A 22,876-nucleotide genomic window follows, 5' to 3' on the forward strand; every position below is an offset into this window, starting at 1 on the left:
TCGATGTCACCGGCTCCGGCCGCTCCGATGCTTGACGTCCGCAGGCTTCGCCTGCTTCGTGAGCTCGCCTACCGGGGCACGATCGCGGCGGTGGCCGAGGCGCTGACGTTCACCCCCTCGGCCGTCTCCCAGCAGCTCGCCGCACTGGAGCGCGAAGCGGGGGTCGCCCTGCTGGAGCGCACCGGACGCCGGGTCGCGCTCACCCCCGCCGGGGTGGCGCTGGTGCGGCACGCGGAGGCCGTGCTCGAACGGCTGGAGCAGGCGGCGGCGGAGCTCGCCGCGGCCAGGGGGGACTTGTCCGGGACCGTGCGGATCGGCGCCTTTCCCACCGCGACCCGCGCCATCCTCCCCTCGGCCCTGGCGGCGCTCGCCCACAGCCACCAGGGCCTGGATCCGATGGTGGACGAGGTCGACCCGGCCGAGGTCGCGCCGCGCCTTCGCGCCGGCGAACTCGATGTCGCCCTGGTCCACGAGTACGACTTCGTCCCGGCCGAGCCCGACCTCGCCCTCGACGCCGTCCCCCTCCTCGACGAACCCATGTACCTGGCCACCATCCGCCCGGTCGGTGGAGAGGGCGACGCGGCCAGGCTCCTCGCCTGCCGCGAGGAGCCGTGGATCGCCTCCACTCCGGGCACGCTCTGCCACGCGATGACCGTGCGCGCCTGCCAGGCCGCCGGATTCTCCCCTCGCGTACGCCACCACATCGACGACTTCGCCACGGTCCTGGCGATGGTCGCCGTCGGCCAGGGCGTGGCGCTCGTGCCGGAACTGGGAGCCGCCGACCCGCCCGAGGACGTCACGCTGACCGCACTGTCGATGCGCCGCCGCACCCGCGTGGCCTTCCGCCGGGGCGCCGGCGGTCACCCCGCCGTCGTCGCGCTGATCGCGGCGCTGCGTGTCGCGACATCACACGTCAGAACACCGGGATGATGTCCTCCGGGTCGATCACGTCGACGTCCACGCCGTCGATGTCGAGTTCGGGGATCGCGGGGAACTCGATCCCCCACCGCTCGACGATCGCGCGTACGCGGGCCATCGCCAGCCGCCAGTTGCCGGCCTGCTCCTCGTACGACAGCACGCCGAGGCCGCCCTCCCGCGCGTGGTCCATCAGCACGCGGTGGTTGTGCAGGAAGTACGGCGGGAGCTCCCAGAAGCCTTCGGGCGGCTCCCACAGGATCATCGACAGGAACACGAACCCGGCACGCAGTTGACGCGTGATCAGGCCGCGTACGTCGTCGGTGAGCCCGGGCCACTCGTTCTCCAGGATCGTCATGCAGATCTGGAGGTGCCGCGACTCGTCCCGGCCGATCTTGTGGAACATGTCCGAGAACAGGGGGTGCTCGGTGCCGGAGGCCATCCCCCGGAACAGCGTCGAGGCCGCCATCTCCCCCATCATGAAGCTCGTGAACAGCACGGCGAGCGAATACTTGCCCACGGCCGTGTTGTAGCCGTTCCAGTAGCGCCCGCCGTTGTGGTAGAGCCAGCCGATGTTGTTGTGCGCCGCCCGCTCCAGGTCGGTGGAGGGTTGCCAGTCGAGCGGGCCGCCGGGCCAGAGCCGGGCGATGGCGCGCTGGCAGCACTCCTCGTGGTTCATCTCGTCACGGGTGATCGAGAAGAAGCACTTGCGTACGGGATCCTCCTCGTGCTTCTCGAACGCCTGGATCGTGGCGCGGGCGAAGACGGCCGGGCCCGAGGCGTCGAAGTTGGCCAGCACGGAGAACCAGTACATGATCCCCAGCCGTTGCTCGGCCGTGAACTCCCGGGGGTCGAGCGTGTCCCACGGCAGGTCGGCGGGGTTCCAGACCATGCGCTTGGACTTCTCGTAGATGGCCGCGAGCTTCTCGGTCTCCACCCGCCACTCCATCGGGTAGATGTTGGGCTGCGGAATCTCGGGCGCCGGCCAGAAACCACCCTCAGGAACCACGACGTCCGACATCGCCTCACCATCCCGCGTGCGTGTGACCCGCCTCACCTTGTAACACTGTCAGCCCCATCCTGCGCCGAGCCGTCACACCAATCAAGTGCCCACACCGCGCCGCCGTCGGCTGGCCTGCGTGACCGCCACGCACACGAGCACGGCCAGGGCTGCCGCGATCGTCGCGGCGCCGATCTCCTCGCCGAGCAGCAGCCAGGCCCACACCAGCGTGAGCAGCGGCTGCGCGAGCTGGATCTGCCCGGCACGGGCGATCCCGCCCATCGCGAGCCCGGCATACCACGGGATGAAGCCGAGGAACATCGACACCAGCCCGACGTACGCGAACCCGGCCAGCGACTCGGCCGAGGGCTCCATGGGCGTGGCGACCGCCAGCACCGCCGTCACGGGCACGGTGAGCGGGGCCGAGAGCACCAGGGCGTACGAGATGACGCGCCAGCCCGGTGTCTCCCTGGCCAGACGCCCGCCCTCGGTGTAGCCGACGGCGGCCGACAGCAGGGCGAGCACGAGCAGCACGTCGGCCCCGGCGAGGCGGCCCGTGCCCCGGGTCAGCGTGAACACGGTGATCGACAACGCGCCCGCCGCGCAGGCCGCCCAGAACAGCGGTCTCGGCCGCTCCCCCGCCCGCAGCACCGCGAACGCGGCCGTGGCGGCCGGGAGCAGGCCGATGACGACGGCGGAGTGGGCCGTGCTCGCGCCGCCGTCCAGAGCCAGGCCGCTGAACAGCGGGAAGCCGAGGACCACGCCCAGCGAAATCAACGCGTACGACCGCAGGTGGGCGCGGGGCGGCAGCAGCGGAGCCCCGGCGGCCTTGAGACAGATCACCGCGACGAGCGCCGCGAGCGCGGCACGCCCGATCGCGACGAGGTACGGATCGAATCCCCGCATCGCGAACACGGTGCCCGGAAACGACCCCGAGAACGACAGGACCCCCACGCCGGCCAGGAGGCTGCCCCGCCAGGCCGAACGGTGCGGGGCCTCCGCTATCGGGAGGACATCGATAGCGCTATTGTCGATTTTCATGAATGACGATAGCAGTATCGCCCGTCTCGCCGCGATGCTCCGGGAGGAGACGGAGCGGTCGCGGCCGGGCGAACGGCTGCCGTCCAGCCGGGAGATCATGCGGCTCCACGGCGTGGGCCCGGTGACGGTCTCGCGGGCGATCGCCCAGCTCGCGGCGGAGGGCCGGGTCGTCACCCGTCCCGGCTCGGGCGTGTTCGTGGCCCCGGCCCGGCGGCCGGTCGCCGAGACACCCGACCTGTCGTGGCAGACCGTGGCCCTGGGGGACCGGGTGGTGGACGACTCGGCGACGGCGAGCCTGCTGGCCCAGCCCCCCGACGGCGTCGTGCCGCTCACGGGCGGCTATCTCAACCCCGAACTGCGCCCGGTGAACGCGCTGGCCGCGGCGGCCGCGAGGGCCGTACGCCGGCCGGAGGCGTGGAGCATGCCCCCGCTGAACGGCCTGCCGGAGCTGCGCCGGTGGTTCGCCGCCGAGGTCGGCGGCGCGGTGACGCAGAACGACGTGCTCGTGGTGAGCGGCGGCCAGTCGGCGCTCACCCTCGCGTTCCGCGCGCTGGCGGCGCCCGGCTCGCCGATCCTCGTCGAGACCCCCACCTATCCGGGGGCGCTCGCGGCGGCCAAGGCGGCCGGGCTGCGGGCGAGCGCGGTGCCGCTCGACCGGGACGGCGTGCGGCCCGACCTGCTGGCGGAGGCCTTCGCGATGACGGGGGCGCGGGTGTTCTACTGCCAGCCGACGCTGCAGAACCCCACGGGGGCGACGCTGACCCGCGAGCGCAGGGAGCAGGTGCTCGCGGTGGCCCGGGCTGCGGGGGCGTTCGTGATCGAGGACGACTACGCGCGATATCTGACGACGGGACCCGTCCCGCCGCCCATGGTGACCATGGACACCCACGGCACAGTGGTCCACATCCTGTCGCTTAGCAAGATCACGTCACCCAGCCTGCGGGTGGCGGGCCTGACCGCGCGGGGCCCGGCCGCGCACCGGCTGCGCGCCTGCCAGGTGGTGGAGTCGTTCTTCGTCGCCCGGCCCCTGCAGGAGACGGCCGCCGAGTTCGTGGGCTCCACCGCCTGGCGGCGTCACCTCGGGACGGTCCGGCAGGAGCTCGGCGTGCGGCAGGCCACGCTGCTGGCGGGGCTCGCCCGCCACGCGCCCGCCGCCGAGGTGCACCTGGTGCCGTCCGGCGGCCTGCACGTCTGGGTGCGGCTGCCGTCCGGCGCCGACGAGGCGGAGGTGGTCGAGGCGGCGCAGGCCCAGGGCGTGCTGGTGAGCCCGGGGCGCATCTACTACCCCTCCGAGCCCCCGGGACCGCGGCTGCGGCTCACCCACACGGCCGCGACCGGCCTGGCCGAGCTGGAAGAGGGGATCCGCCGCCTCGCCCCGGCTCTGTCCCATCAGCCACACGAGTCCCACCAGTGAACCTTTGCCCCGGTTGAACCGTCTCTTCTCTGTCGCCCTTCAACCCCCTCACAGAGGAGACACCGTGCGCGTCCGCTCTCTGTTGACCGCGTTATGCGCCGTGCTCGCGTCAGCCGGCCTGCTCGTCGTCCCGTTCGCCGCCGAGGCCGCCTCCGCCGGGACAGCCTCCGTGTCGGCGGGCTGCTACCGCCAGGTCGGTGACCACTGGGAGTGCGTCACGCCCGGCGCGTTCTGCCCGGCGGCGGCCCATGGCAGGAACGGAACCTCGCAGAGCGGCGCCTCCTACCGATGCGTGCAGGACGGCTCCTACTGGAGGTGGAAGCCGGCCGGCTCCTCCGGCGGCACGACGCCGAAACCGACGCCGAAGCCGACGGCCAAGCCGACCCCGAAGCCGTCGCATCAGAAGTGCTCCCAGAAGTACCTGCCGCTGCCGGACCCGAAGTGCCAGCCGGGGACGCGCAACCCCGCCGTCACCCAGAAGACGATCAAGTCGACGATCTGCACCCCCGGCTACAGCAGGAAGGTCGCGCCGCCGGCGAGCTACGCCGGCGCCCTGCGCCTCACGCAGATCGCCCAGTACGGCTACGCGGACAGGAAGCCGTCGCACTACAAGGAGGACCACCTCATCCCGCTGTCCCTGGGCGGTTCGCCCAAGAGCGCGAAGAACCTATGGCCTCAGCCGGTTCTTGCGGGCAAGGGCAGGACCCCGGCCGCCAAGGACGCGGTCGAGCTCACGCTGTGGAGGGCCGTGTGCCACGGCGAGGTGCCGCTCGCCAAGGCGCAGCAGGCCATCGCCAAGAACTGGCGGACCGCGGTGCGGCAGCTCGGTCTCTAGACCCCCGGGGTCATCGGCGTCCCTCCCGCCGACGCCCCTCCCGCCGGTGCTCCTCCGACAGGCGCTCGCGACGCTCCTTGTTCCGCAGTGCGAGATAGGCCAGGTAGCTGACGCGCATGGGATCCTCCCCGGAATAGCAAACACCAGTGAAACGCTTGCGGTGGTGTTGTTATTTCACGACCTCCGACTGTCGTACAGTGGTCACGAGGGGTGATCGATCATGACGGGCCCGGCGGAGCTGCTCCGCGACTTCGTGAACACCTACGACGTCGAGGGAGACGCCGACGAGCTGGCCTCGCCGGCCGAGCTGTCTGTCTGGCTGCGCGAACGAGGGCTGATCGGCGACGACGACCGCGCCGCCGACGAGGACCTCGCGACGGCGACCCAGCTGCGCGAAGGACTGCGGGCCGCGCTGCGCGGCAACCACGACGGGGGTCCGTACGAGGTTCCGGAGGGACTGGACGCGGCCCTGGCGGGACTGCCGGTGCACGTGACGCTTACGGCGGGGACGCCGGCGCTCGAGCCCGTGGGGTCCGGAGTGGCGGGCGGGCTCGCGCGGCTGGCCGCGCTGATCCCGGCCGCCCACGCCGACGGCACCTGGGCACGGCTGAAGGTCTGCGCCGAGAGCACCTGTCAATGGGCGTTCATCGACTCCTCGAAAAACCGGTCTCGCTCCTGGTGCTCTATGCGCGTCTGCGGAAACCGCACAAAAACCCGGGCATATCGGGCACGACGCCAGGCGGAAGGTACGCCGAGGCCCTCCTGACCAGTACGGTGTTACACGCTAAGAAAGGAGCCCGCCGAATGGGTGTTAGAGCTGCCCGCCTCGAAGACGTCGACGCGGTGACCAGCACCCAGATCCGGGCGTGGAAGGCGGTTTATCGCGACTTCCTGCCACCGATCCCGTTGGAGCAGATGACGGGGCCGGCGGCGGAGAAGATGTGGCGCCGCCAGTGGGAGGAGGCGATCCTCTCGCCGCCCACGCCCCGCCACCGTCTGCTCGTCGCCGTCGAGCGGGTGGTGCCCGACACCGACGCGTTCACCGCGCTCGGCCCCGGCGGCATCCTGGCGACCGCGGCGCAGCGTGCCTCCGACCGGGTCGTGGGGCTGGCGTCGCACGGACCCGCCGAGGACCCCGACCTGCACCCGGCCACGACGGCCGAGTTGATGACGTTGCTCGTCGATCCCAACCACATCAGGCGCGGACACGGCAGCAGGCTGCTCAACGCGACAGTCGACCACCTGCGCGAGGACGGCTACAACACGGTCGTCACCTGGGTCTTCGCCGACAACCACCCGATGATCGGCTTCCTGGAGTCGGCAGGCTGGGGCGAGGACGAGGCCGAGCGCGTTCTCGACATGGGCCGCCCGATCAGGATGATCCGCCTCACCACCGACATCAGCTGACTCACGTCCTTCTCCTGCCCGTCCGTACGGCTTCCGCCCCCGGCGGCGTCGCCTCCGCCAACCCCGCTGTCACGAGAAGATGGGGGATTGGCCAAACTAGGTACGCCTTCACCGGCTACGCACAGGTAGGAAAAGGGAGTCACGTGGCCACCCCAGCTCATTGGTTAGCGGGCGCACGCCCCCGTACGCTGCCCGCCGCCGTCGTCCCGGTCGCCGTCGGCACCGGAGCCGCCTTCGCGGAGGACGGCGCGAACTGGTGGCGCGCGCTGCTCGCGCTGTTCGTCGCGCTGGCGCTGCAGGTCGGAGTCAACTACGCCAACGACTACAGCGACGGCATCAAGGGCACCGACAAGGACCGCGTGGGGCCCCTGCGGCTCGTCGGCTCGGGCGTCGCGGCCCCGAAACAGGTGCTCGCCGCCGCTCTCGGCTGCTTTCTCGCCGCCGCGGTCGCCGGGCTCGTCCTGGTGGTGGCGACCCAGGCGTGGTGGCTGCTGCTCGTCGGCCTCGCCTCCATCCTCGCGGCCTGGTTCTACACCGGAGGCTCCCGCCCGTACGGCTACCGCGCGCTCGGGGAGATCTCGGTCTTCGTGTTCTTCGGCATCGTGGCCGTCGCCGGGACGACGTACGTCCAGGTGGACCGGCTGACCTGGCTCTCGCTGGCCGCCGCCGTGCCCGTGGGGCTGCTCGCCTGCGCGCTCCTCATGGTGAACAACCTCCGCGACATCGTGACCGACGGCCCCTCCGGCAAGCGCACGCTCGCCGTCGTGCTGGGTGACAGCCGCACGCGCCTGGCCTATTCGGCGACCCTGGTGCTGCCCTTCGTGTTCGCACTCGCCCTGGTGCCCGTGCGGCCCTTCGCCGCGCTGACCGTGCTGGCGCTCCCCCTCGTGGTGAGCCCGATCAGAACGGTCCGTTCGGGGGCGACCGGTCCCGCGCTCATCGCGACGCTCCAGCAGACCGGCCGCCTGCAACTCGTCTTCGGCGCCCTGTTCACCCTCGGCCTGGCCCTGTTCTGACCACGTCCGGATCCCGGATGGACCACGTGTGGACCTGGAACCGGCACCTGCCACTGCGGTGGCTGCTGGTCGACGAGTACACGGGCAACCCAGGCGACCCGGACGTCGCGATGGGGGTCTGCGCCGACATCGACGGATTGTTCGTCGCACCAGAGCCGCTGCCGGAGCCGGAGCGCTTCACGCTGCTCGGCTGCGACCCGGCCGGTCCCCTGCGGGAGGCCCTGGACGCGGCGCCGGCTCCTCACGGCGGACCCGGTGGGGCCTGGCTGCCGACCGTCATGCTCGATCCGGTGCACGATCCGCAGCGGCCCCCCGCCGCGCGGTTGTCAGCACTACGACATTGGCTGCTCCTGCTCGGAGGAGCTGTTCGACGTGGAGGGGGGGCTGAGGCGGCGGTCCGCCAGGAAGCGGTGCCTTCAGGCGACGGTCCATGCCGTGGACGCCACCGGCCACGCCGCATGGACCGACCCGTCGTCACCGGAGCGACCCCCTCCCGGCTGGACAGCAGGCTCCTCGACATCACGCTCGACGGCGGTTTCGAGAAGCCGTTCCCCGACGGCGCTCACGAGATCTACGACCTCTGGCACGCGGGGCGGCCCTCCCGGCGCAACCTCTGGGCTCGGTACGACCGCGGCCTGCGGCACGAGTGGGCCGGCGCGGCACTGTGGCATCATGCCGAGGGTCAGCCGGATCGGCCGCCGGGCCGCACCTATCACCTCGACGGCCGGTTCGTCACCGGCATCGAGGGCTTCCCCGGCTACGACCGGCCCGCGTACGACCTGCGCTCCTGGGGCCCGGCCACCACCCTGGACGATCTGCTCGGCATGTTCGCCGAGGTGGACGTCACCGTCGAGCCGCGCTGACCTTCGCGGGGGGTGACGTTGCCGCCGGGTCTCGCCTGGGCTCACGGGGTCGGCATCGGTCGCGAAGCCTCCTGCGATCCGGTAGGGAGGTCGTATGACCGTCGTAGGGTTACGGCCGGCGACACCGGCCGACAGCGAGTTCTGCTTCCGGCTGCACAAGGCCGCCCTGGGCGAGTACGTCGCGGCGATCTGGGGTTGGGACGAGCAGGACCAGCGGGGCCATCATGAGCGCGGGTTCGATCCCGGCGGCACGCGGATCGTCACCGTCGAGGGCGTCGATGCCGGCATGTTGAGCGTCGACTATCGTCCCACCGAGATCTACCTGGGCCGTATCGAGATCGACCCCGCCTATCAGGGGCGCGGCATCGGCACCCGCCTCATCACCGCGCTGCTGGACGAGGCGCATCGGCGGGGTCAGGACCTGCTCCTGGACGTGCTGACGGTCAACCACCGCGCCCACGCCCTCTATCGGCGGCTGGGCCTGAAGGACGTCGCACGTCACGGCGACGGCGACATCAAGATCAGAATGCGCTCCACCCCGCCGCCGCGGTGACCCGGGCGTACGCGGGGCGGCGCGAGGTGGCGAGAGGCCGCCCGGCCCTGTCGTGCATCGACGGATAAAGCCGGGCGGCGCGACTACTGCAGGTCGAGAAGGCGCTCCAGGCCCACGGTGAGGCCGTCGAGCTCCTGGACACGGCGAACGCCCAGCAGGACGCCCGGCGTGAACGACGCCCGGTTCATCGTGTCGTGCCGGATCGTGAGGGTCTCCCCCTCACCGCCCAGGATGACCTCCTGGTGGGCGATCAGCCCGGCGAGCCGTACGGCGTGCACGTGGACGCCGTCGACGTCCGCGCCCCTGGCGCCGTCGATCGCGGTGGTGGTCGCGTCGGGAGAGGGGCCGAGCCCCGCCTCGCGCCGCGCCCGGGCCACCAGCTCCGCCGTACGGCGGGCGGTGCCCGAGGGGGCGTCGGCCTTGTGCGGGTGGTGCAGTTCGACGATCTCGACAGACTCGAAGTGCTTGGCCGCCTGCGCGGCGAAGTGCATCATCAGCACGGCCGCGATGCCGAAGTTGGGGGCGATGAGCGAGTTCGTGCCGGGGTTGGCGGCCAGCCAGCCTCGCAGGGTCTCCAGTCGTCCGGCGTCGAAACCGGTCGTGCCCACGACCGTGTGGATGCCGTGGGAGATGCACCACTCGAGGTTGCCCATCACGACGTCGGGGTGGGTGAAGTCCACCACCACCTCGGCGCCGGTCAGCGCGTCGAGCGGATCGTCCTTGTCGACCTCCGCCACGAGCTCCAGGTCATCGGCCGCCGCGACGGCCTTGCACACTTCCACACCCACGCGCCCGCGGGCGCCCAGAACACCGACCTTAATCACGCGCCCAAGGCTATACGTGACGGCGGGAGGCGGGACGGCGAGGAGCGGTCCGACGCGGCCGATTCCCGTGCGGCGGGAGGCGCCGCCCCGGGCGAGAGCCGTAGGGGATGAAACGACGAGGCCGCGCCGTGCGGAAGGGCACCGGCGCGGCCTCGTACGGCACGGTCAGGCGATGGCGGAGCCGAAGTCCTTGTCGGAGTAGGGCCCGATCACGGCGAGAGTCAGCGGCCGGTTGAGGATGTCCTCCGCGACCGCGGCGATCTCCTCGGGGGTGACCGCCTCGATCCGCCCGAGCACTTCGTCGACCGTCATGAGCCGCTCGTACACGAGCTCGCTCTTGCCGATCCTGGACATGCGCGAGCCGGTGTCCTCAAGGCCGAGAACCAGCCCGCCGCGCATCTGGCCCTTGCCACGGGCGATCTCGTCGGGGGTGATCCCCTCGGCCACGACCCTGGCCACCTCGTCACGGCAGATCTTCAGCACGTCGTCCACCTTCGAGGGCAGGCAGCCCACGTAGATGCCGAACTGGCCGGTGTCGGCGTACTGCGAGGTGTAGCTGTAGGCGCTGTAGGCCAGGCCGCGCTTCTCCCGGATCTCCTGGAACAGGCGCGACGACATGCCGCCGCCGAGCGCCGCGTTCAGGACGCCGAGGGCGAAGCGCCGGTCGTCGTTGCGGTCGAAGGCGGTCATGCCGAGGACCAGGTTGGCCTGCTCGGTGGGCCGGTCGACCACGCGGACGCCGGTCCTGACGTCCACGCCGGGGCCCCCGATGCGCGGGAGCGCGGGCGCGGCGGAGCCGCCCAGCGCGCCCGCCCGCTCGTACGCCGCCGCGACCAGCGCGACCACCCGCTCGTGGTCCACGTTGCCCGCCACCGACACGACCGTGCGCGGCGGGACGTAGAACCGCTGGTAGTACTCGCGGATGCGGTCACGGGTGAGCGCGTTGATCGAGTCCTCGTTGCCGAGGATCGGGCGGCCGATCGGCGTGTCGCCGTACAGCTCCGCGGAGAACTGCTCGTGCACCACGTCGGAGGGGTCGTCGTCGTGCATGGCGATCTCCTCCAGGATCACGCCGCGCTCCGACTCCACGTCCTCCTCGGTGATCAGCGAAGAGGTCACCACGTCGGCGAGCACGTCGATCGCCAGCGGCAGGTCCTCGTCGAGCACCCGGGCGTAGTAGCAGGTGTACTCCTTGGCGGTGAACGCGTTGATCTCACCGCCGATGCCCTCGATGGACGCCGAGATCTCCATGGCGTCGCGCGTGGGCGTGCCCTTGAAGAGCAGGTGCTCCAGGAAGTGGGTGGCCCCCATGTGCTCGGGGGCCTCGTCGCGTGAACCGATGCCCACCCACAGGCCGACCGCCACGCTGCGCACGGTCGGCATCGTCTCGGTCACGACCCGAAGGCCGCCGGGCAGGACGGTGCGGCGGATGACCCCCGCGCCGTCCTTGCCCGGGAACAGTGTCTCGGTCGTCACGAGTTGCGCTCGTCCCGGCCGCCCCGGGTGCGGCTGCGGCTCCGGCGCGGAGCCCGCGGCTGCTCCTCATCCCCCGGCGCGGCGGCGGACTCGGCCGGAGCGGGCGCGGCCTCGCCGTTCTCGGCGGCGGCGTCCTTCTCCGCGGCCTCCTTCTCGACCACCTCGACCGGGACCAGAGAGAGCTTGCCGCGCGAGTCGATCTCGGCGATCTCCACCTGGATCTTCTCGCCGACGTTCATGACGTCCTCGACGTTCTCGATCCGGCGGCCGCCGTGCAGCTTGCGGATCTGCGAGACGTGCAGCAGACCGTCCTTGCCCGGCAGCAGCGAGACGAACGCGCCGAAGGCGGCGATCTTGACGACCGTGCCCAGGTAACGCTCGCCGACCTCCGGCATGTGCGGGTTCGCGATGCCGTTGATCAGCGTACGGGCCGCCTCGGCGGACGGGCCGTCGGTGGCGCCGATGTAGATCGTGCCGTCGTCCTCGATGGTGATCTCGGCGCCCGTGTCGTCCTGGATCTGGTTGATCATCTTGCCCTTGGGGCCGATGACCTCGCCGATCTTGTCGACCGGGACCTTGATCGTGATGATGCGCGGCGCGGTCGGGTTCATCTCCGCCGGGGAGTCGATGGCCTCCTGCATCACGTCGAGGATCGCCAGCCGGGCGCCCCTCGCCTGCTTCAGCGCGGCGGCGAGCACGTGGGCCGGGATGCCGTCCAGCTTGGTGTCGAGCTGGAGCGCGGTGATCAGGTCCTTGGTGCCGGCGACCTTGAAGTCCATGTCGCCCATGGCGTCCTCGGCGCCGAGGATGTCGGTCAGCGTGACGAAGGTCTCGCCCTCGCCGATGAGGCCCATCGCGATGCCGGCGACCATCTCCTTGAGCGGCACGCCCGCGTCGAGCAGGGCCATCGTGGAGGCGCAGACCGACCCCATCGAGGTCGAGCCGTTCGACCCGAGCGCCTCCGACACCTGGCGGATGGCGTACGGGAACTCCTCGCGCGACGGCAGCACGGGGATGAGCGCCCGCTCGGCCAGCGCGCCGTGGCCGATCTCGCGGCGCTTCGGCGAGCCGACGCGGCCCGTCTCACCCGTGGAGTACGGCGGGAAGTTGTAGTTGTGCATGTAGCGCTTGGTCCGCTCGGGATTGAGCGTGTCGATCATCTGCTCCATGCGCAGCATGTTCAGCGTCGTGATGCCGAGGATCTGCGTCTCGCCCCGCTCGAACAGGGCCGAACCGTGCACCCGGGGCACTACGTGGACCTCGGCGTTGAGCTGCCGGATGTCCTTCGGGCCACGGCCGTCGATGCGGACGCCCTCGCTGATGACGCGCTCGCGCATCAGCTTCTTGGTGAGCGACCGGAACGCGGCGCCGATCTCCTTCTCACGGCCCTCGAAGTCGGGCAGCAGCTTCTCCGCCGCCAGCACCTTGACGCGCTCGATCTCCAGCTCGCGCTCCTGCTTGCCCGCGATCGTCAGCGCCGAGGCGAGCTCGCTCTTGACGGCCGCGGTCACGGCCTCCAGGGCGTCGTCCTGGTAGTCGAGGAAGATCGGATACTCGGCGGTCGGCTTGGCGGCGACCTCGGCCAGCTTCGACTGGGCCTCGCAGAGCACCTTGATGAACGGCTTGGCGGCCTCCAGGCCCTGCGCCACGGCCTCCTCGGTCGGGGCGACCGCGCCGTCGGCGACCAGCTTGAGCGTGTCGCGGGTCGACTCGGCCTCGACCATCATGATCGCGACGTCGCCGTCGGCCAGGACGCGCCCGGCGACGACCATGTCGAACGTGGCGCGCTCGAGCTCGGTGTGGGTCGGGAACGCCACCCACTGGCCGTCGATCAGCGCGACGCGCACGCCGCCGATCGGGCCGGAGAACGGCAGCCCGGCGAGCTGCGTGGACATGCTCGCGGCGTTGATCGCGACCACGTCGTACAGGTGCTCGGGATGCAGGGCCATGATCGTCGCGACGATCTGGATCTCGTTGCGCAGGCCCTTCACGAACGACGGGCGCAGCGGCCGGTCGATCAGGCGGCAGGTCAGGATCGCGTCCTCGGACGGCCTGCCCTCGCGGCGGAAGAACGAGCCGGGAATGCGGCCGGCCGCGTACATCCGCTCCTCGACGTCCACCGTCAGCGGGAAGAAGTCGAGGTTCTCCTTGGGATGCTTGGACGCGGTGGTCGCCGACAAGATCATCGTCTCGTCGTCCAGGTACGCGACGGCGCTGCCCGCCGCCTGCCGGGCCAGCCGCCCGGTCTCGAACCTGATCGTGCGCGTGCCAAAGGGACCGTTGTCGATAACGGCCTCTGTGCTGTGGACACCCTCCACGGGGGACCTCCTCTTCGGGTCGGTCTCCCGCGTCCTCTTTCGCCGGGCTCCCCGTTCAGGTGCAGTGCCGGTCTTCGATCGAAGCGCCCGGTCCGTCCGCACGGCTGTCGCCGTGCCTACCGGGGGCCACTACCGAGGACCGGCCCTCTCACGCCGCGGGATCGCGCTGCGGCTTGCTTGCGGACGCGGGGCACTGTGTCTCGGCTATTCAGTTGTCTCGGCCACTCGGCTGTCTCACTCGGCCCGCTGGGCCGGTTCCATTGTGGCCGGTTATGGAAAAGGAGCGGCGAAGAATCGCCGCTCCTTCCTCACCTTATCGGCGAAGGCCCAGCCGCTCAATGAGCGAGCGGTAGCGGGTGATGTCCTTGGCCTGCAGGTACTTCAGCAGCCGGCGCCGGCGGCCCACCAGCAGGAGCAGACCACGACGGCTGTGGTGGTCGTGCTTGTGGGTCTTGAGGTGCTCGGTGAGGTCGCTGATCCGCTTGCTCAGAAGCGCGATCTGGACCTCCGGCGACCCGGTGTCACCCTCGCTGGTGCCGTACTCGCCGATGATGGACTTGGTGGTAGCGGCGTCAAGCGACACTGCTTCTCCGTTCTGGTGAAATGGCACGCGCAACGATTCCCATCCCGCGAACGACCGTGCGTGCCTACAGTCGCCGTGACAGGACAGCCGGGTGGCTCAACACCACCTGAACATGGCTGACATACAACCCTACCAGCTCGTCGGACACACGCTGTCACGACGCGCCACGCAGCACGTTCGGGCGAGGCGGGTTCAGGAGGTGAACTCGCGGGCCCGGGCCACGTCGTCGTGCATCTGCTCGATCAGCGCCTCGATCGAGTCGAACCTGAGCGTCTCGCGCAGCCGCTCGCCGAAGTCCACGGCCACGTGCGCGCCGTACAGGTCCAGGTCGTCGCGGTCCAGCGCGTACGCCTCGACCGTGCGCTCCACCCCGTCGAACGTGGGGTTGGTGCCGATCGAGATGGCGGCCGGCCAGCGCTCCCCCTCGTACGGCGAGGGGCTCTGAGTGCACTGCAGCCACCCCGCGTAGACGCCCTCGGCGGGGATGGCGGTGTGCGGCGGCGACTCGACGTTGGCGGTGGGGAAGCCGAGCGCCCGGCCGCGCTGGTGGCCGCGGACCACCACGCCCTCCACACGGTGGGGGCGGCCCAGCAGGACGGCCGCACCGGCGACGTCACCCGCGGCCAGCCGCTCCCTGATCACCGTGGAGGAGATGGCGTCGCCGTCGCTGACCAGGGGCACGCCCTCGGCGGTGAAGTCGTACTTCTCTCCCAGCGTCCGGAGGGTCTCCAGGTCGCCCGACGCCTTGTGGCCGAAGCGGAAGTTCTCCCCCACCACGACCCCCGCCGCGTGCAGCCGGTCGACCAGAGCCGTCTGGACGAACTCGTCCGGCGACATCCGGGAGAACTCGAGCGTGAACGGCAGCACGCACACCGCGTCGACGCCCAGCGCGTGGAGCAGCTCGACCCTGCGGTCGGTGGTGCTGAGCCGCGGCGGGTGGTTGCCGGACCGCACCACCTCGTCCGGGTGCGGGTCGAAGGTGACCGCCACGGCGGGCAGCCCCAGATCGCGGGCCATGCCGACCGCGCGGGCCACCATCTGCTGGTGACCGAGATGCACGCCGTCGAACACGCCGATCGTGACGACGGACCTGCCCCAGTCCTTCGGGACCTCGTCCAGCCCGTGCCAGCTCTGCACCTCGACCTCGCTTCTGTGTCCGATTGCCGTGCCGTCGGCGAGGCGGCTGAATCGCCTCGCCTGGGAACCGCGCAGTAGACAAGACTGCCATGCCCCGGGGGGTGCCGGGGCACCAGCCCCCGGCGTCAGGAGACGAAGACCACCAGCGGCCTCGCCGTCCCGCCGCGCTCCTCGGCGAGCGCGAGCAGCGCGCCGTCCGGCCCGAAGACGCCGATGGGGCCGGGCCCGAGGCCCGCCGCGCGCAGCCGCCCGCCGTGGGCGACCAGCCGCGCCTCGTCCTCGCCCACGTCCCTGCGGGGGAAGGCCGCCGACACCGCGTCGGCCATGGGCATGATCACGCATTCCCGGGCGAGGTCCTCGATGGTGCGCGCCGCCTCGATGCCGTACGGCCCGACCCGGGTGCGGCGCAGCCGGGTGAGATGGCCGCCGACGCCGAGCGACGCGCCGAGGTCCCGGGCCAGCGCCCGGATGTAGGTGCCGCTGGAGCAGGTGATCACGGCGTCGAGGTCCACCGTCTCCGGAGTGCGCCGGATCTCCCCCACCTCGAACGCGTGGATCGTGACGGGCCGGGCGGCCAGCGTCACCTCCTCGCCGGCGCGGGCCCGCTTGTAGGCCCGCTGCCCGTCGACCTTGATGGCGCTCACCTGTGGCGGCACCTGCATGATCTCGCCCGTCAGCGCGGCGACGCCCTTGTGCACCTGTTCGTCGGCCACGTGCCCGGCGGAGGTGGTGGCGACCACCTCGCCCTCGGCGTCGTCGGTGTTCGTCGTCACGCCGAGGCGGATCGTCGCTTCGTAGACCTTCTCGGTCAGCGCGAGGTGCCCGAGGAGGCGGGTCGCCTTCTCCACCCCGATCACCAGCACACCGGTGGCCATCGGGTCGAGCGTGCCCGCGTGGCCGACCTTGCGGGTGCCCGCGATGCCGCGCATCTTGCCGACCACGTCGTGCGACGTCCAGTCGGCCGGCTTGTCCACGATGATCAGGCCGCTCGGCGGCGGCGTCCTTCTCGCCTTGGCCGTCGTGCTCATGACCGGCTCCCTTCCGGAGCGAGGAGAGGACGCAGGGCGGCCATCGTGTCCCCCACGGACAGCGCCGAGGAGAACCCGGCGGCACGCATGTGGCCGCCGCCGCCGAGCGCGGCGCAGGCACGGGCCACGTCCACCGCGCCCTTCGACCGGGTCGAGACGTTCCAGCCGCCCTCGTCGTCCTCCTTGAGCACGACCGCGACCTCCGCCTCGTCGACTCGGCGCACGAGGTCGATCATGCCTTCCACCTCTTCGTACGGCAGACCCTCGGCGGCGCGGTCGGCGCGGCTCACGTAGGTCCACACCAGCCCCAGGCCGCCCACGGCGTCCGGTTCCAGGGTGGCCCGCCCGAGCGCCGTGCCGAGCACCCGCAGGTACGCGAAGGGCGAGCGGTCCCACAGGTCCCTGGCGATCTCCTCCGGGCGCAGCCCCGTGGCCAGCAGCCGGCCGGCCATGGCGTGCGCGGCCGGGGTCGTGATGGAGTGCCGGAAGGAGCCGGTGTCGGTCACCAGTCCCGTGTACAGGCAGGTGGCGACCTCCCGGTCGATCGGGAGGCCGAGGCGGTTGACGAGCTCCTCGACGACCATCGTGGTCGAGGCCGCGCCGGGATCCACGAGGTGGACCGTCCCGAAGCGGGTGTTCGACACGTGGTGGTCGATCACAACGAGTTCGCCGGCCTTGCCCGCGTGAGGCGCGAGCAGGCCAAGCCGCTCCATCGTGGAGGCGTCGAAGGTGATCATCAAGTCGGGCTCGGCGGGGTAGGCCGAGGGCTCCACCAGCAGGTGCTGCCCGGGCAGGAACCGCAGCAGCCGGGGCACGGCGAACACGCGGTCGCCGAAGGACGCGACGACCCTTCTGCCGGTGCCCGCGAGCGCCAGCCCGAGTCCCAGCATCGAGCCGAGGGCGTCCCCGTCCGGGGACACGTGACAGGCGAGCGCCAGCGTGCCGGCGGAGCGGATCAGTTCGGTCGCACGCCGCCAGTCCGCCTCACCGGCGGCGCTTTCGTTGGTGGTCACCGGGCGGGGTGTTCCGCGCGGCCGGTGGGCTCGTCCTCGCCCTCCTCGGCCGCCTCGGCGTCGAGGTCCTCCTCGAAGCGGTAGGGATCGGCGTCCCCGGCGAACTTCGCGCCCTCCGCCTGGCGGGCGATCTCCGCGTCCTTGGCCTTCGCCAGCTCGAACAGGTCGTTCATGTGGCGGGCGCTGTCCGGGAGCGGGTCGTGCACGAACGTGAGGCCGGGGGTGTGCCGCAGGCCGGTCTGCCGGCCGACCTCGGAGCGGATGATGCCCTTCGCGCTCTCCAGGGCGGCGGCCGTGTCGGCGCGCTCCGCCTCGGAGCCGAAAACCGTGTAGTAGACGGTCGCGTCGCTCAGGTCCGCGGTGACCCGGGTGTCGGTCACCGTCACGAACCCCAGCCGCGGATCCTTGATCCGCCGCTCCAGCATCTCCGCGACCACCTGCTGGATGCGATCGGCCAGCTTCCTGGCACGCGCTGCGTCCATGCTCACGCTCCCTCGTATCTGTACGGCTGACGCGCGGGCCCCGGCCGTCTATTCCTCGTGGTCGTTGAAGAGCCGCCGCCGCGCGGACAGCAGCTCGATCTCGGGATGGTAGGCGACCAGGCGTTCGCAGGCGTCGAGCACCTCGTCGCAGTTGGCCGCGGACGCCGACACCACGGCGATGCCGATCTCGGCGCGCCGGTGCAGGTCGAGGTGGCCCGCCTCGGCGACGGCGACGGCGGGATACTTGCGCTGGATCTCGGCGACGATCGGCCGGACCACCGAGCGCTTCTGCTTCAGCGAACGGACGTCGCCGAGCAGGATGTCAAGAGTAAGAGCACCGATGAACATGGGTCGTCACCACGTCACGGACGTCCGGCCGCCGCCCCCGCGCGTGGCGGGGGCGGCGGGACGGCGCGTCAGACGCGCGGCTTCTCCTGCATCTCGAACGTCTCGATGACGTCCTCGACCTTGATGTCGCTGTAGCCGATACCGATACCGCACTCGAAGCCCTCGCGGACCTCGGTCGCGTCGTCCTTGAAGCGACGCAGCGACGAGACGGTGAGGTTGTCGGCCACCACGACGCCGTCGCGGATGAGCCGGGCCTTGCTGTTGCGGGTGATGACGCCCGAGCGGACGATCGAACCGGCGACATTGCCGATCTTGGGAACCTTGAAGACCTCGCGGATCTCCGCGGTGCCGGTCCTGACCTCCTCGAACTCCGGCTTGAGCATGCCCTTGAGGGCCGCCTCGATCTCCTCGATCGCCTGGTAGATGACCGAGTAGTACCGGATGTCCACGCCCTCGCGCTCGGCCAGGTCGCGCGCCCGCACCTCGGGACGCACGTTGAAGCCGATGATGACGGCGTTGTCGTCGCCCATCGCCAGGTTGACGTCGTGCTCGGTGATGGCGCCGACCGCGCGGTGGAGCACCCGCAGGCGCACCTCCTCGCCGACGTCGATCTTGAGCAGCGCGTCCTCCAGGGCCTCCACGGAACCGGAGACGTCACCCTTGATGATGAGCTTGAGCTCGTCGACCTGGCCCTTCTCGAGGTCCTTGAACAGCTCCTCGAGAGTGCGGCGGCGACCGGACTTCGCCATGTCGGCGATCCGCTGCCTGGCCGCCCGCTGCTGGGCGATCTGGCGGGCCATGCGGTCGTCGGTGACGACGATGAAGTTGTCACCGGCACGCGGGACGGCCGTCAGACCGAGGACCAGGACCGGACGCGACGGGTCGGCCTCCTCGACCGTCTCGCCGCTGTCGTCCAGCATGGCGCGGACGCGGCCGAAGGCCTCGCCACAGACGATCGAGTCGCCCACCCGCAGCGTGCCGCGCTGCACGAGCACGGTCGCCACCGGGCCGCGGCCCTTGTCGAGGTGCGCCTCGATCGCGAGTCCCTGGGCGTCCATCTCCGGGTTGGCCCGCAGGTCGAGCTCGGCGTCCGCGGTCAGCAGGATGGCCTCGAGAAGGTTCTCGATGCCGATGCCCTGCTTGGCCGAGATGTCCACGAACAGGGTGGAGCCACCGAACTCCTCGGCCACCAGGCCGTACTCGGTGAGCTGGGCCCGCACCTTGGTCGGGTCCGCGCCCTCCTTGTCGATCTTGTTGACCGCCACCACGACCGGGACGTTCGCCGCCTGGGCGTGGTTCAGCGCCTCGATGGTCTGCGGCTTCACACCGTCGTCGGCCGCGACCACCAGCACCGCGATGTCGGTGGCCTGGGCACCACGGGCACGCATGGCGGTGAACGCCTCGTGACCCGGGGTGTCGATGAAGGTGATCTTCCGGTGCTCGCCCTCGTGCGTCGTCGCCACCTGGTAGGCGCCGATGTGCTGGGTGATGCCGCCGGCCTCGCGGGCCACCACGTTGGTGTGGCGGATCGCGTCGAGCAGCTTCGTCTTACCGTGGTCGACGTGACCCATGACGGTCACGACCGGCGGGCGCGGCGCGAGGTCGGCCTCGTCGCCCTCGTCCTCGCCGAACTCGATCTTGAAGGACTCGAGGAGCTCGCGGTCCTCCTCCTCCGGGCTGACGACCTGGATTTCGTAGTCCAGCTCGGCGCCGAGAAGCTGAAGCGTCTCCTCGTTGACCGACTGGGTCGCCGTCACCATCTCGCCGAGGTGCAGCATGATCTGCACGAGCGAGGCGGGGTTGGCGCCGATCCGGTCGGCGAAGTCCGACAGGGACGCACCACGCGGGAGGCGGATCGTCTGGCCGCCGCCACGCGGAACCTGCACGCCGCCGATCGCCGGGGCCTGCATGTTGTCGAACTCCTGGCGCCTCTGGCGCTTGGACTTGCGGCCACGGGCCGGACGTCCGCCCGGACGCCCGAACGCGCCCGCCGTGCCGCCACCGCGACCACGACCGCCGCCTCCACCGGGACGACCGGCGAAACCACCGCCGCCGCCACCACCGGGACCGCCGCCGGGACCACCGGGACGACCGGCACCCGTGGCGCCGGGACGCGGACCGCCGAAACCACCGGGACGACCGCCGCCGCCGCCCGGACGGCCACCGCCGCCGGGACCACCGGGACGACCGCCGCCGCCACCGGGACGCGGACCACCGCCGCCCGGCGCGGCCGGACGGCCCTGCGGCATCATCATCGGGTTCGGACGCGGACCACCGGGACGCGGACCACCGGCGCCGGGACCCGGACGCGGACCGCCCATGCCCGGCCCGGGACGCGGACCCGCGGGTCCGGGACGCGGACCGCCGGCGCCCGGAGCGCCGGAACGCGCGCCCGGCGGACGCGGCATGCCCCCGTCGCGCGCGCCGTCACGACGCGGCTCACGAGGGGCGCCGTCGCCACGGTCGGGACGGTCCCCGCGGTCGGGACGACCGCCGTCACGGCCGCCGGGCCGCGCGGGGCGCTGGCCCATGCCGCTGGCGGTCGAGGAGAACGGATTGTTGCCCGGACGCGGGCCGCGCGGACCCGGCTTCGGCCCACCGGGACGCGGAGCGCCGCCTGTGGGCGCGCCGGGACCGGCGGGTGCGCCACCCGGGCGCGGAGCCGGAGCCGGCCTGGGACCCGGCTTGGGCCCACCGGCACCGGGGGCACCCTGCCTCGGACCGGCGGCCGCGGGACGCGGTCCCTCCGGACGAGGCGCCTGCGGACGGGCGGCCTCGGGGCGCGCCGCGTCCGGCTGTGCTACCGGCGGGTGAGGCATCGGAACCGGACGCGGAGCGGGCCGCGGGCCGGGCTTCGGGCCCGGCTTGGCCACCGCGCCGGTGGACTGGGAAACGGGCGCCTGCGGGGCGCCCCCGTTGGCCTGGCTCTCTGCCGGCCTCGGCGCAGGCTTCGGCTGCGCCGGACGGGCGGGCTTCCCCCCGCCCTTGGAGACGTCACCCTTGAACGCCTCGGTCAGTTTGCGGACGACCGGCGCCTCTATTGTTGAGGACGCCGACCTCACGAACTCGCCCATTTCGGTGAGCTTGGCCATGACGACCTTGCTCTCGACTCCGAACTCCTTGGCGAGCTCGTATACCCGGACCTTCGCCACTGCACTCCCTAACTCGGCCCGGGAGGCTCGCAGTGCCGCCGGACCGTCGCTACCTGAACGTACTCATCGCCGCGTGCTCATCAGGCGCTCATAGCAATCTGACTCCGCCCATCAACTCGGCGTCCTACATGACAATTTCGTCGTGCCCTGGCTCCCGGAGCCGATACCGAGGGCCAGCGGTAACCATTCACCCGGACCGCCCCGGCGTCAACCCCTCCAAGTGAGCTTGCAAGAGCGACGTGTCAAGCGGTCCCTCCGCGCGGAACGCGCGTGGGAACGCCCGGCGACGCTCAGCGAGCTCCAGACAGCGCGGGGACGGATGCAACGAGGCACCACGTCCCGGGAGCCGTCCTCGCGTATCGGGGACGATCACGCCCTCGACCACGACCAGGCGGAGCAACTCGGACTTTACCGTGCGAACCCGGCAGCCCACACACGTTCTCAGCGGGGCTGCCTGGTAACCATATTCCAGCTTACCTTGCCGACGCATCAGCGGGATCAGCAGGTGCCTGCTCGGTGTCCGGCCGGATGTCGATCCGCCAGCCCGTCAGACGGTTGGCGAGGCGGGCGTTCTGGCCCTCCTTGCCGATCGCCAGGGACAACTGGTAGTCGGGCACGATCACCCGCGCGGTGCGGCTGTCGGCGTCGACCACCTCGACACGGGAAACACGCGCCGGCGACAGGGCATTCCCGACGAACTCGGCCGGATCCTCCGACCAGTCGATGATGTCGATCTTCTCGCCGTGCAGCTCCGTCATGACGTTGCGCACGCGCGAGCCCATCGGGCCGATGCAGGCGCCCTTGGCGTTGACGCCGGGCTTGCGCGACCGCACCGCGATCTTCGTGCGGTGGCCGGCCTCGCGCGCGATGGCCGCGATCTCCACGGTCCCGTCGGCGATCTCCGGCACCTCCAGCGCGAAGAGCTTCTTCACGAGGTTGGGGTGCGTGCGCGACAAGGTGACCGACGGCCCCTTCGGCCCCTTCTTCACCTGCACCACGTAGCAGCGGATGCGCTCGCCGTGCGCGTACTCCTCGCCGGGGACCTGCTCGTTGTGCGGCAGGATCGCCTCGATCTTGCCGAGGTCGACCAGCACCACCCGCGGGTCCTTGCCCTGCTGGATGACGCCCGCGACCAGCTCGCCCTCGCGGCTGGCGAACTCGCCGAAGTTGACCTCGTCCTCGGCGTCGCGCAGCTGCTGCAGGATCACCTGCTTGGCCGTGGTGGCGGCGATCCTGCTGAAGTTCGACGGGGTGTCGTCGTACTCCCGCACGACCTCGCCGTTCTCGTCCAGCTCGGCGGCCCAGATGATCACATGGCCCGTGTCGCGGTCCAGCTCGGCCCGCGCCTTCTGCGCCGCGCCCTCCGTGCGGAAGTACGCGATCAGCAACGCGTCCTCGATCGCCTTGACGACCAGGTCGAAGGAGATGTCCTTCTCCCGCTCCAGGCTGCGCAGGACGCTCATGTCAATGT

General features: G+C 71.3%; 22 protein-coding genes. 8 read left to right on the forward strand and 14 right to left on the reverse strand.

The annotated features are described in order from the left end of the window. Positions 1–3 precede the first annotated feature (3 nt). Complete coding sequence (locus BXA11_RS33320) at positions 4–930, forward strand: LysR family transcriptional regulator (protein ID WP_239104944.1); 927 nt, start codon at positions 4–6, stop codon at positions 928–930. Here the strand turns inward: BXA11_RS33320 and BXA11_RS33325 are convergent. Next, positions 914–1,936: a hypothetical protein gene (locus tag BXA11_RS33325; protein WP_030510703.1), complete on the reverse strand. Its 1,023-nt coding sequence runs from the start codon at positions 1,934–1,936 to the stop codon at positions 914–916. The genes BXA11_RS33320 and BXA11_RS33325 overlap by 17 nt on opposite strands. Before the next feature lie 81 nt (positions 1,937–2,017). Further along, on the reverse strand, positions 2,018–2,956 hold the full coding sequence (locus tag BXA11_RS33330) for a DMT family transporter (protein WP_076440973.1): 939 nt from the start codon (positions 2,954–2,956) through the stop codon (positions 2,018–2,020). Here BXA11_RS33330 and BXA11_RS33335 point away from each other — a divergent pair. From BXA11_RS33335 to BXA11_RS33365, 7 genes are all read left to right on the forward strand, one after another. After that, on the forward strand, positions 2,955–4,370 hold the full coding sequence (locus BXA11_RS33335; RefSeq protein ID WP_076440976.1) for an aminotransferase-like domain-containing protein: 1,416 nt from the start codon (positions 2,955–2,957) through the stop codon (positions 4,368–4,370). The genes BXA11_RS33330 and BXA11_RS33335 overlap by 2 nt on opposite strands. Positions 4,371–4,434: 64 nt before the next feature. Next, complete coding sequence (locus BXA11_RS33340) at positions 4,435–5,205, forward strand: hypothetical protein (protein WP_143734672.1); 771 nt, start codon at positions 4,435–4,437, stop codon at positions 5,203–5,205. 220 nt (positions 5,206–5,425) lie between these two features. Further along, positions 5,426–5,971 carry a CGNR zinc finger domain-containing protein gene (locus tag BXA11_RS33345; protein WP_076440981.1) on the forward strand — a complete coding sequence of 182 codons (546 nt, stop codon included), beginning with the start codon at positions 5,426–5,428 and terminating at the stop codon, positions 5,969–5,971. 38 nt (positions 5,972–6,009) lie between these two features. After that, positions 6,010–6,612: a GNAT family N-acetyltransferase gene (locus BXA11_RS33350; RefSeq protein WP_030510708.1), complete on the forward strand. Its 603-nt coding sequence runs from the start codon at positions 6,010–6,012 to the stop codon at positions 6,610–6,612. 143 nt (positions 6,613–6,755) lie between these two features. After that, positions 6,756–7,628: a 1,4-dihydroxy-2-naphthoate polyprenyltransferase gene (locus BXA11_RS33355; protein WP_076440983.1), complete on the forward strand. Its 873-nt coding sequence runs from the start codon at positions 6,756–6,758 to the stop codon at positions 7,626–7,628. Positions 7,629–7,645: 17 nt separating this feature from the next. Beyond that, positions 7,646–8,491 carry a hypothetical protein gene (locus BXA11_RS33360; RefSeq protein WP_076440985.1) on the forward strand — a complete coding sequence of 282 codons (846 nt, stop codon included), beginning with the start codon at positions 7,646–7,648 and terminating at the stop codon, positions 8,489–8,491. A gap of 94 nt (positions 8,492–8,585) precedes the next feature. Then, a complete protein-coding gene (locus BXA11_RS33365) occupies positions 8,586–9,044 on the forward strand; it encodes a GNAT family N-acetyltransferase (RefSeq protein ID WP_076440987.1) in 459 nt (152 codons plus the stop codon). Between the two features lie 83 nt (positions 9,045–9,127). Here the strand turns inward: BXA11_RS33365 and dapB are convergent, their stop codons facing one another. From dapB to nusA, 12 genes are all read right to left on the reverse strand, one after another. After that, positions 9,128–9,868 (reverse strand): 4-hydroxy-tetrahydrodipicolinate reductase, encoded by a 741-nt coding sequence (dapB, locus tag BXA11_RS33370; protein WP_076440989.1) that lies wholly within the window; start codon positions 9,866–9,868, stop codon positions 9,128–9,130. A 165-nt stretch (positions 9,869–10,033) separates the two neighbouring features. Continuing rightward, a complete protein-coding gene (locus BXA11_RS33375) occupies positions 10,034–11,344 on the reverse strand; it encodes a M16 family metallopeptidase (protein WP_076440991.1) in 1,311 nt (436 codons plus the stop codon). Beyond that, positions 11,341–13,662: a polyribonucleotide nucleotidyltransferase gene (locus tag BXA11_RS33380; protein WP_030510714.1), complete on the reverse strand. Its 2,322-nt coding sequence runs from the start codon at positions 13,660–13,662 to the stop codon at positions 11,341–11,343. The genes BXA11_RS33375 and BXA11_RS33380 overlap by 4 nt, the downstream gene beginning before the upstream one ends. Positions 13,663–13,975: 313 nt before the next feature. After that, complete coding sequence (rpsO, locus tag BXA11_RS33385) at positions 13,976–14,245, reverse strand: 30S ribosomal protein S15 (protein WP_030510715.1); 270 nt, start codon at positions 14,243–14,245, stop codon at positions 13,976–13,978. A gap of 192 nt (positions 14,246–14,437) precedes the next feature. Next, positions 14,438–15,382, reverse strand: coding sequence for a bifunctional riboflavin kinase/FAD synthetase (locus BXA11_RS33390; protein ID WP_030510716.1), 945 nt, complete (start codon positions 15,380–15,382; stop codon positions 14,438–14,440). A gap of 125 nt (positions 15,383–15,507) precedes the next feature. Next, positions 15,508–16,410 (reverse strand): tRNA pseudouridine(55) synthase TruB, encoded by a 903-nt coding sequence (gene truB / locus BXA11_RS33395; RefSeq protein WP_076440993.1) that lies wholly within the window; start codon positions 16,408–16,410, stop codon positions 15,508–15,510. After that, the gene (locus BXA11_RS33400) at positions 16,407–17,423 is read right to left on the reverse strand and encodes a DHH family phosphoesterase (protein WP_076440995.1); all 1,017 of its coding nucleotides are present in this window, start codon (positions 17,421–17,423) and stop codon (positions 16,407–16,409) included. Before BXA11_RS33400 ends, truB begins: the two co-directional genes overlap by 4 nt. After that, positions 17,420–17,905 (reverse strand): 30S ribosome-binding factor RbfA, encoded by a 486-nt coding sequence (gene rbfA, locus BXA11_RS33405; protein ID WP_076440997.1) that lies wholly within the window; start codon positions 17,903–17,905, stop codon positions 17,420–17,422. The genes BXA11_RS33400 and rbfA overlap by 4 nt, the downstream gene beginning before the upstream one ends. Positions 17,906–17,953: 48 nt before the next feature. Further along, positions 17,954–18,253, reverse strand: coding sequence for a DUF503 domain-containing protein (locus BXA11_RS33410; RefSeq protein WP_030510720.1), 300 nt, complete (start codon positions 18,251–18,253; stop codon positions 17,954–17,956). A 68-nt stretch (positions 18,254–18,321) separates the two neighbouring features. Next, positions 18,322–21,405: a translation initiation factor IF-2 gene (gene infB / locus BXA11_RS33415; protein WP_076441000.1), complete on the reverse strand. Its 3,084-nt coding sequence runs from the start codon at positions 21,403–21,405 to the stop codon at positions 18,322–18,324. 187 nt (positions 21,406–21,592) lie between these two features. Beyond that, positions 21,593–21,895, reverse strand: coding sequence for a YlxR family protein (locus BXA11_RS33420; protein ID WP_076441002.1), 303 nt, complete (start codon positions 21,893–21,895; stop codon positions 21,593–21,595). Then, positions 21,879–22,868: a transcription termination factor NusA gene (gene nusA, locus BXA11_RS33425; protein ID WP_204053599.1), complete on the reverse strand. Its 990-nt coding sequence runs from the start codon at positions 22,866–22,868 to the stop codon at positions 21,879–21,881. Before nusA ends, BXA11_RS33420 begins: the two co-directional genes overlap by 17 nt. Positions 22,869–22,876: the final 8 nt, after the last annotated feature.

The organism is Microbispora rosea, from assembly GCF_900156315.1.
GTDB classification, from domain to species: domain Bacteria; phylum Actinomycetota; class Actinomycetes; order Streptosporangiales; family Streptosporangiaceae; genus Microbispora; species Microbispora rosea.

Bases quoted from the DNA above. Each gene is read 5' to 3' on its own strand.
- BXA11_RS33420 (WP_076441002.1), bottom strand. From the start codon at position 21,895: ATGCGTCGGCAAGGTAAGCTGGAATATGGTTACCAGGCAGCCCCGCTG.
- BXA11_RS33325 (WP_030510703.1), bottom strand. From the start codon at position 1,936: ATGTCGGACGTCGTGGTTCCTGAGGGTGGTTTCTGGCCGGCGCCCGAG.
- BXA11_RS33335 (WP_076440976.1), top strand. From the start codon at position 2,955: ATGAATGACGATAGCAGTATCGCCCGTCTCGCCGCGATGCTCCGGGAG.
- BXA11_RS33365 (WP_076440987.1), top strand. From the start codon at position 8,586: ATGACCGTCGTAGGGTTACGGCCGGCGACACCGGCCGACAGCGAGTTC.
- truB (WP_076440993.1), bottom strand. From the start codon at position 16,410: ATGAGCACGACGGCCAAGGCGAGAAGGACGCCGCCGCCGAGCGGCCTG.
- nusA (WP_204053599.1), bottom strand. From the start codon at position 22,868: ATGAGCGTCCTGCGCAGCCTGGAGCGGGAGAAGGACATCTCCTTCGAC.
- BXA11_RS33345 (WP_076440981.1), top strand. From the start codon at position 5,426: ATGACGGGCCCGGCGGAGCTGCTCCGCGACTTCGTGAACACCTACGAC.
- BXA11_RS33410 (WP_030510720.1), bottom strand. From the start codon at position 18,253: ATGTTCATCGGTGCTCTTACTCTTGACATCCTGCTCGGCGACGTCCGT.
- rbfA (WP_076440997.1), bottom strand. From the start codon at position 17,905: ATGGACGCAGCGCGTGCCAGGAAGCTGGCCGATCGCATCCAGCAGGTG.
- BXA11_RS33330 (WP_076440973.1), bottom strand. From the start codon at position 2,956: ATGAAAATCGACAATAGCGCTATCGATGTCCTCCCGATAGCGGAGGCC.
- BXA11_RS33360 (WP_076440985.1), top strand. From the start codon at position 7,646: ATGGACCACGTGTGGACCTGGAACCGGCACCTGCCACTGCGGTGGCTG.
- BXA11_RS33350 (WP_030510708.1), top strand. From the start codon at position 6,010: ATGGGTGTTAGAGCTGCCCGCCTCGAAGACGTCGACGCGGTGACCAGC.
- BXA11_RS33320 (WP_239104944.1), top strand. From the start codon at position 4: ATGTCACCGGCTCCGGCCGCTCCGATGCTTGACGTCCGCAGGCTTCGC.